At 72.9% G+C, this 8,283-nt stretch carries 8 protein-coding genes; 5 read left to right on the plus strand and 3 right to left on the minus strand.

Going from position 1 to position 8,283, the window contains the following annotated elements; translation table 11 throughout:
• Nucleotides 1-6 precede the first annotated feature (6 nt).
• Nucleotides 7-900, plus strand: coding sequence for a YegS/Rv2252/BmrU family lipid kinase (locus tag ABZ261_RS17865; RefSeq protein WP_356860128.1), 894 nt, complete (start codon nt 7-9; stop codon nt 898-900).
• Between the two features lie 71 nt (nt 901-971).
• Here ABZ261_RS17865 and ABZ261_RS17870 read toward each other — a convergent pair whose 3' ends face one another.
• The 3 genes from ABZ261_RS17870 to ABZ261_RS17880 all read right to left on the minus strand — a co-directional run bounded on the left by ABZ261_RS17870 (nt 972) and on the right by ABZ261_RS17880 (nt 2,816).
• The gene (locus tag ABZ261_RS17870) at nt 972-1,349 is read right to left on the minus strand and encodes an STAS domain-containing protein (RefSeq protein WP_356860130.1); all 378 of its coding nucleotides are present in this window, start codon (nt 1,347-1,349) and stop codon (nt 972-974) included.
• Nucleotides 1,350-1,570: 221 nt separating this feature from the next.
• Nucleotides 1,571-2,416: a DUF1206 domain-containing protein gene (locus ABZ261_RS17875; RefSeq protein ID WP_356860132.1), complete on the minus strand. Its 846-nt coding sequence runs from the start codon at nt 2,414-2,416 to the stop codon at nt 1,571-1,573.
• A 112-nt stretch (nt 2,417-2,528) separates the two neighbouring features.
• On the minus strand, nt 2,529-2,816 hold the full coding sequence (locus tag ABZ261_RS17880) for a DUF4190 domain-containing protein (protein WP_356860134.1): 288 nt from the start codon (nt 2,814-2,816) through the stop codon (nt 2,529-2,531).
• A 255-nt stretch (nt 2,817-3,071) separates the two neighbouring features.
• Between ABZ261_RS17880 and ABZ261_RS17885 the strand changes: the two genes are divergently transcribed.
• The 4 genes from ABZ261_RS17885 to ABZ261_RS17900 all read left to right on the plus strand — a co-directional run bounded on the left by ABZ261_RS17885 (nt 3,072) and on the right by ABZ261_RS17900 (nt 8,152).
• Nucleotides 3,072-3,920: an RNA polymerase sigma factor SigF gene (locus ABZ261_RS17885; protein WP_356860136.1), complete on the plus strand. Its 849-nt coding sequence runs from the start codon at nt 3,072-3,074 to the stop codon at nt 3,918-3,920.
• A gap of 392 nt (nt 3,921-4,312) precedes the next feature.
• Nucleotides 4,313-4,975, plus strand: coding sequence for a ScbR family autoregulator-binding transcription factor (locus ABZ261_RS17890; protein ID WP_356860138.1), 663 nt, complete (start codon nt 4,313-4,315; stop codon nt 4,973-4,975).
• A 247-nt stretch (nt 4,976-5,222) separates the two neighbouring features.
• Nucleotides 5,223-5,777: an XRE family transcriptional regulator gene (locus ABZ261_RS17895; RefSeq protein ID WP_356860140.1), complete on the plus strand. Its 555-nt coding sequence runs from the start codon at nt 5,223-5,225 to the stop codon at nt 5,775-5,777.
• 194 nt (nt 5,778-5,971) lie between these two features.
• Nucleotides 5,972-8,152 carry an MMPL family transporter gene (locus tag ABZ261_RS17900; RefSeq protein ID WP_356860142.1) on the plus strand — a complete coding sequence of 727 codons (2,181 nt, stop codon included), beginning with the start codon at nt 5,972-5,974 and terminating at the stop codon, nt 8,150-8,152.
• Nucleotides 8,153-8,283 lie beyond the last annotated feature (131 nt).

Genomic DNA, 8,283 nt, shown 5'->3' on the forward strand with positions numbered 1-8,283 from the left:
ACACCGATGCGACAGTTCACCGCCGTCGTCAACCCCACCGCCGGCGGCTCCACCGGGGCGGCGGCCCTGCTCCACCTGGCCCGGCTGCTCCGCGCGGCCGGCGCCGGACTGGAGACCGAGTACAGCCGCAGCCTCGCCCACGCCCGGGACATCGCCCGCCGGGCCGGCGCACGCGGCCGGACCGTCCTGGCCGTGGGCGGCGACGGCATCGCGGGCGGCGTCGCGGGGGCGCTCAGCGGCACCGGCGCCGTGCTGGGCCTCGTACCCGCCGGACGCGGCAACGACTTCGCCCGCGCGCTCGGGCTCCCCGCCGACCCGGCCGCGCTCGCCGGCATCCTGCTGCACGCCGAGCCGCGGCCGGTCGACACCGTCGAGGTGGAGTCGGCCGGCCACCCGCGCACCGTGGTCCTCGGCAGTGTGTACGCCGGGGTGGACGCGGTGGCCAACCGGCACGCGAACAACACGCGGCTGCTGCGCGGCGCCGCCTCCTACTACGCGGGCGGCCTGCGCGCCGTCGCCGCCTGGCGGCCGGCCGGCTACCGCGTGACCGTCGACGGCGAGGAGCACACCCTGCGCGGCTACACCGTCGTCGCCGCCAACTCCCCGTACTACGGCTCCGGCCGGCTCATCGCCCCGGACGCCCGCGTCGACGACGGGATGCTGGACGTGGTGATGATCCGCGAGGCGCCGCGCCGGCTCTTCTTCGCCCTCATGAACGACCTCAGGACCGGCGCCCACGTGCGGCGCCCCGAAGTGCGCCTGCTGCGCGGCCGCTGCGTCCGCATCGAGGCCGACCGGCCGGTGCCCTGCGGCGCCGACGGCGAGGTGGAGGCCACGCTGCCGGTGACGGTGCGGGTGCGCCCGGCGGACCTGTTGATGCTGTGCCGCCCTCCGCGCTGACGGCCTGTCCGCACGGCGCGGGGCGCCGCCGCGCCGCCCCTGGGGTCCCGGGTGACCCGAAGGACAGGGGCTCAGGCCGACAGGGCGTCGCGGACGCTCGGGTAGCAGGGCAGGAGGCTGCTCAGGCCGACGATCTCCAGGGTGCGCAGGACCGGCCTGCGGACGCCCGCCAGGCGCAGCCGGCCCGCCGGGTCATGGGCCCGGCGGGCGGCGATGAGGACGTTGATGCCGCTGGAGTCCATGAACGCCGCCCCGCTGAAGTCCGCGACCGTACGCGTCGCGGCATCCGGGTCCTCAGGGACGAGAGCCTCGCGGAGGACGGCGGAGGTGTGGTGGTCCACCTCGCCGTTCACCGTGACGACGGTGACGCCGTCGACGGTGCTGCGGCCGACCGACAGCCGGTCCGGTTCCCTCTGTTCGCCCATGTCCGTCACGCGTCCCTCGTCCACGCTCGCCCGTCCTCGGCCGGAGTCGGCCTCACCGGGAGGCTGCCCCGGATCGCCGCGAGGATGCCGCCGCCCGGTGGAGAGTCCTGCGGGACGACGGCGACGGCGGCGGCGCCCGGAACGCCGGGGCCCGCCGCCGTCGTCCCGTGCCGGGACGCGAGGGGCGGCGGGACGCGGGGCCGGCGCTGGATGCGCGACTCCCGCCGGGTCCGGCAGCCGGGGCGTCAGACCTTGCGCCAGCGTGCGCTGAACCAGGAGAAGACGCCGAACGCCGCCAGGCCGAGCGCGATCAGCGCGAGCAGCCAGGGCCCGGCGGGCAGGTCCCGGAAGGCGCGCAGGGTGTCGTCCATGCCCTTGGCCTTGCCGGGCCGGTGCTGGACGGCCGCGACGAGGGCGAAGACACCGGCCATGGCGAACACGATCCCGCGGGCCGTGCCGCCCGTCACGCCGAAGAAGTCGGTGAGTCGACGTGTCCGCGGGGACATGGCCGTCGTCCACAGATGCTTGCGGAACTTCTTCCGCGCCGCGCGCACCGCGATCCACAGCCCGGCGATCACCACGGCCGCCCCCGCGATCCCGACGATCCACTGCCCACCGGGCCACTTGAGCACCATGGCGGTGACGTCGTCGGTCTGCCTGTCCGAAGACCCGCTGCCGCTGCCCTGGTTGCCGGCCGCGTACGACAGGACCGAGTACGACACGAAGCCGTAGAAGACCGACCGGCCGGCGTTGGCCGCCCGCTTGCGCAGCTTGGAACCGTCCGGGCCGGCCTCGCCGAACACCGCCTCGGACAGCCGCCACAGCGCCATCCCGGCGAGCGCGATCCCCACGATCCACAGCATCGCCGACCCGAACGGCTTGCCGGCGAGTTCCCCGAGCGCGCCGCCGCGGTCGGCCTGCCGGCCGCCGCCGTCACCGCCGAAGGCGATCTGCAGCGCGATGACTCCTACCAGGATGTAGATCAGTCCGCGGGCGGCGAAGCCCGCCCGGGCCGCCACGGCCATCGCCGTGCTGTCGGCCGCCCTTCGGGCCTCGAACCGTCCGCGCAGTGCCCAAGACTGTGTGCCCATACAACGCCGATGCCCCCGCCTTCCGTTCCGACACCTGTCCGCGGCCCGGCACAGACGCGGGGTGCGGCCCACCCGCGGTGGGCCGCACCCCGAGGAGTGCTCGGCGGCGGTGTCAGCCGCCCACGTACCAGCCGAACCCGCCGTTGTGCGCGGCGACGGAGGCCAGCACCAGCCACAGCACCAGGTCCACGGCGCCCAGGATGATGCCCGCCTTGGCCATCCCCGTGCCGCTCTGGCCCGTCGCCTGGCGCCGGGCGATGATGCCGAAGACGATGGCCAGGGGGCCCAGGACGATGTTCAGGAGGAAAAGCCCCACGATGCCGCAGCACAGGCTGGCGATCGCCAGGCCGTTGGTGCGGGAACGGGAGGAAGGTGCAGAAGGACTGCTGTAACTCGTCATGACCCCTCCGGCGTAGACGGTCTCCGGGCCGAACGGCCCCTGCTTTTCACGGAGTTGCTCTCTTCGGATGTCGCTCGACCGACCGGATTCCCGTTCCGGGCGCATCCATGTCGCCGGGGCGCCGTACGGGCCGCGGCGGGCAGCCGCCGATTCTCGGCCGGAAAGAACAGGCATGCATGCCGGCAACCCGGGTAGGCGGCGTTTCGTCGATGACAACAGCGCATGTGAAGTGAATTGATCCGGGAGGGGAACACCATGACGACGCTGACCGTGGCGGACCAGGAGACACGGACGCCGGTCGAGTTGCCCGAACTCGCCGACCCGTCGAGCGTGGCTCCCCGCGACGCCCGTGAGCTGTCCAAGGTGTTCTTCGACCAGCTGGCGGTGCTGGAGGAGGGCACGCCCGAGTACCAGTACGCCCGGAACACGCTGATCGAGATGAACATGTCCCTGGTCCGCTTCGCCGCGGCCCGGTTCCGCAGCCGGGGTCCGGAGGAGATGGAGGACATCGTCCAGGTCGGCATGATCGGTCTGATCAAGGCGATCGACCGGTTCGAGCTCTCCCGCGAGGTGGAGTTCACGTCGTTCGCCGTGCCCTACATCGTGGGCGAGATCAAGCGCTTCTTCCGCGACACCTCCTGGGCCGTGCACGTGCCGCGGCGGCTGCAGGAGGCCCGTGTGCAGCTGGCCCGCGCCACCGAGGAACTGCGCAGCCGGCTGGGGCGTACGCCCACGGTCAAGGAGCTGTCCGAGCTGATGTGCCTCTCCGAGGAGGAGGTCATCGAGGCCCGGCTCGCGGCCAACGGCTACAACTCCGCCTCCCTGGACGCGGCGATCAGCGGCAGCGAGGACGGCGAGACCGCGCTGCAGGACTTCATCGGGACGCAGGACGCGGCGCTGGAGCTGGTGGAGGACTTCCACGCCCTGGCGCCGATGATCGCCGAACTGGACGAGCGCGACCGGCTGATCCTGCACCTGCGCTTCGTGGAGGAGCTCACCCAGGCGCAGATCGGCGAACGTCTCGGCGTCTCCCAGATGCACGTCTCGCGCCTGCTGTCCCGGACCCTCAAGCGGCTTCGCGAAGGACTGCTGTCCACCCGCTGACGGCCCCCGTCACCAGGCGCCCGGAGGAAGCGGCCCGGGCGCCGCGCGAACGGCGAGGACGGACGACACGACGGGTGCCGTGCAGCGCCGCGCTGCACGGCACCCGTCGTCGTGCGGCGGTCCGTCGGCCGCGGACCTGTCGTGCGGTCCGTCGGCCGCGGACCTGTCGTCCGCAACGATGACGCGCCCGCCGTCACGCGGCTCGGCGCACCGCCCGCACGCCGGACCCTCCCCAGCGCACGGCGGCCGCGCCCCGGGCGCACGACCGGTACCGGATCCCCCCGCCGCCCGGGCACCGGTCCGCTCCAACCGCTGTGCCCAACAAGCCCGTTGACCGGTCGTGCGATAAGGTACGACCGGTTTTGGTTTAATTTTCAGCTTGTGGAGGGCCCATGGCTCAGCAGCAGCGAGCTGTCCGGACCCGCCGCGCCGTGCTGGAAGCCGCCGCAGCCGTCTTCGCGGAGCGCGGCTACGCCGCCGCCACCATCGCCGAGATCCTCAACCGGGCCGGCGTGACCAAGGGCGCCCTGTACTTCCACTTCGACTCCAAGGCGGCCCTGGCCCGGGGCGTCCTGCAGGAGCAGATGCGGACCGACTGCCACCTGCCCCGGGAACTGAAGCTCCAGGAGTGGGTGGACGCGGGCATGACCCTGGCCAGGCGCCTGCCCCGCGAACCCCTGCTGCTCGCCGGTGTCCGGCTCTCCGCCGACCTCGACGGCCACGAGGTCCTCGGCAGCGCCTGGCCGGCCTGGGCCGGTCTCACCTCGGACGTCCTGACGGAGGCCCAGGCGCGCGGCGAGGTACTCCCGCACGTCGTGCCCGAGGAGACCGCCCAGGTCTTCCTCGGCGCCTGGATCGGCGTGCAGTTCGTCTCGCAGGCCGTGGCCGGCTGGGCCGACCTGGAAGAGCGGGTCGCGGCGCTGTACGACCACCTCCTCCCCGCGATCGCGGCCCCGGCCGTCCTCGTCCGGCTCGACACCGCACCGGACCGGGGCGCCCGTGTGATCGCCGAGGCCCGCGAGAAGTCCGCCGCCCTCACCGCGGCGCCCGCCTGACCCCGGCCACCGTCTCCCGCCCACCCCGCGCAGGGCGCCCGGCGAGCCGCTGCGCCGCCCCGCGCGGCAGGTGCGCGCGGCCACGCACGCGCCGAACCAGGCCGCGCCGGTCCCCGCGGGGGACGAGGACGACGAGCCGGCTGGTCGGTGACGGCGGACGCACGACCGCGGCCGCCGCCGTCGCATAGGCTGACCGGTGAGTCCGGAAGCGGCCCCGGCATCGTGCGCGAGCGGAGAGGAGGAGCCCGTGGACACCGTGGGGGAGAGCCTGGACCGGGCCCTGGAGCAGGCGTTCACCCGTCCCGTGCCCAAGTCCGCGCAGGCGCAGATGCGCTACCTGGTCAAGCGGCTCAAGGGAACACGGCCGGCGGCCGAACTGCTCGGCGTCTCCCAGCGCACGGTGGAACGGTACCTGGCCGGCACGCTCAAGCGGCCCCGCAAGGAGCTGGCCGCACGGCTGGAGCACGAGGTCAGGAGCCGGTGGCAGCCCCAGGTCCGCGCGCGGGCGAAGGAACGGGCCGCCACGGCGGAGGGCATCGTCGTCTCCGCGCGCGCCCGCTTCGGCTTCACCGCCGCGCCCGGCAGCACGGACGACCCCCGGCTGCGCCACATCACCCAGGCCCTGCCGCCCCGCTGGGCGGACCGCCTGTTCACCGCCCGCGACGAGGGCGCCACCGAGTCCCGGCTGAAGGAGATCGCCGCCCAGGGACTGGGGGAGACGTACTTCCGCGACGGCGGCCGCCGCGCCCAGGGCCTGCTCGTGGAGTTCACCGACGTCGAGGAGATCGACATCTCGCTCTAGGCGGCGGCGGCTTCCCGCGGAGGGCACCCGGCCGGGCTGCTCGTGCCGCGAGAAAACCTGTGGCCACGGTCACTAGGATGTGAGGCCAAGACAACCATGCGACCGGTGTGTTGGACGCGCGCCGGTCGGGGTCGCCGATGCCAGGGACCGCTCCCCGGGCTGCGGTGATCTTCCTTCCCAGGAGGACCCTCCGCATGTTCCGACGAATAGGCAGCGCCGTCGTCCGTCATCCCATCTGGACGATCGTGGCGTGGCTGATCGCCGCGGTGGCCATCGTCGCCACCGCTCCGACACTCCCCTCCAACAGCGACGAAAGCAGTTTCCTGCCCAAGAGCTACGAATCCATCAAAGCGGCGGGCATCCAGCAGAAGGCGTTCCCCAGCGCCTTCACCCCGTCCGCGATCGCGCTCTACCAGCGCACCGACGGCGGCAAGCTCACCGCCGCCGACCAGAAGGACGTCGCCCGGATCACCTCGGAACTGGGCCAGAAGCACATCGACCAGGTGCAGAAGGTCGTCCCCGGCCAGCCGTCCAAGGACGGCAGGTACACCCTGACCCTGGTGCAGATGGACAGCAAGAACGCCGGTCAGCCCGAACAGGCGGACGCGGCCAAGACGCTGCGTGACGAGGTCAAGAAACTGGCCCGGGGCACGCATCTCGAGGTGAAGCTCGGCGGCTCCGCCGCGCAGGCACTCGACCAGCAGGACTCCTCCGAGCGCGGCCAGGCGCTGATCGGCATCGGCACCTTCGTGATCATCCTGGTCACCCTGCTGATCATCTTCCGGGCGCCGATCCTCGCCGTCCTGCCCCTGGTGCTCATCGGCCTGGTGTCCGCCGTCGCCAACGGGCTGATCGCCTACGCCACCAAGCTGTTCGACCTCCAGGCCAACAGTTCCATCTCGTCCATCCTGATCGTCGTGCTCTTCGGCGTCGGCACGGACTACTTCCTGTTCCTGATCTTCCGCTACCGCGAATGCCTGCGCGCCGGCGAGGAGCCCAAGGAGGCGATGGTCAACGCGGTCGGCCGGGTCGGCGAGGCCATCGCCTCGGCGGCCGGAGCGGTCATCATCGCCTTCCTCGCCCTCGTGCTGTCCACCCTGGGATTCCTCAAGCAGATGGGTCCGGCGCTGGCCATCGCGGTCGCCGCCACCCTGGTCGCGGGCCTGACCCTGATCCCGGCCGTGGTCTCGCTCATCGGACCGAAGGTCTTCTGGCCCTCGAAGTCCTGGCGGACGGAACCGGAGAACGCCCGCTTCGCCGCCCTCGGCCGGGGCGTGCAGCGCCGCCCGGCACTGACCGCCGCGGTGTCCGGCCTCATCCTGCTGGCCCTGTCGGTCGGCACGTTCGGCTACCAGGCCACCTTCGACCTGGCCTCGGGCTCCATGCCCAAGACCAAGGAGTCCATGGTCGTCCAGGACGAGATGCAGAAGGCGTACTCGGCGGGCGCCGCCGCGCCCACCGACGTCTATCTGTCCAGCACCGACGGCAAGCCGCTGGACAGGTCCGCGTTCGACGCCTACGCCCGCAAGCTCGGCGCCGTGGACGGCGTCGCCGACGCCCGGATGACGCAGGTCAACAAGGAGGGCACCACCGCGGACTTCACCGTCACCCTCAAGTACGAGGCGTCGACGGACAAGGCGATCGACGCCGTGGGCCGGGTCCGCGACGTCGCCCACTCCGCCGCGCCGGACGGCACCGAGGCCCTCGTCGGCGGAATGTCCTCGATCTTCAAGGACATCGACGCCGCGGTCAACCACGACTACCGGACGGTGTTCCCCGTCGCCGCCGCCCTCATCATGGTCATCCTGGGACTGCTGCTGCGCAGCGTGGTCGCTCCCTGGTACCTGATGGCCTCGGTGGGCCTGGGCTTCGGCGCCACCCTCGGTGCCACGGTGTGGATCTTCCAGGAGGGGCAGGGGCACTCGGGCCTGATGTTCATGCTCCCGGTGATCATGTACCTGTTCGTGGTGGCGATCGGCACGGACTACAACATCCTCATGATCGCCCGGCTGCGCGAGGAGGCCCGCGAGGGCCGCGAGCCGCGCGAGGCGGCGGGCATGGCACTCCGGCACGCCGGTCCCACCGTGGCGGCGGCGGGCTTCATCCTGGCGGCGACCTTCGCCACGATGATGCTGGCCGGCAACGCGCTGCTCACGGAGATGGGTTTCGCCGTCTCCTTCGGCATCGCGATCGCCGCGTTCGTCATGGCGATGTTCTTCACCCCCAGCCTCACCGCGCTGATCGGCCACGCGGCCTGGTGGCCGGGCCACGGGGACCGGGCGCGGACGCCGGCCCCCACCGCCACGGGCTCCGGCCCGGCCGGGCAGGACGGCGACCGGGACACCGCCCACGACCCGGCGGGCCGCCGGGGCTAGGGCCTGCGCAGGGGAGTCCGGGGGGGGGGGGGGGGGGCCCCCGGCGCCCCCCCCCCCCCGGGGCGCGCCCCCCCCCCCCCCGCGCCCACGGAGATAAATGGGGTGGTTGTTTTGGTGTTTTGTGTTTGGGG

This window comes from Streptomyces sp. NPDC006193 (assembly GCF_040613915.1).
In the GTDB taxonomy this organism is placed as follows: domain Bacteria; phylum Actinomycetota; class Actinomycetes; order Streptomycetales; family Streptomycetaceae; genus Streptomyces.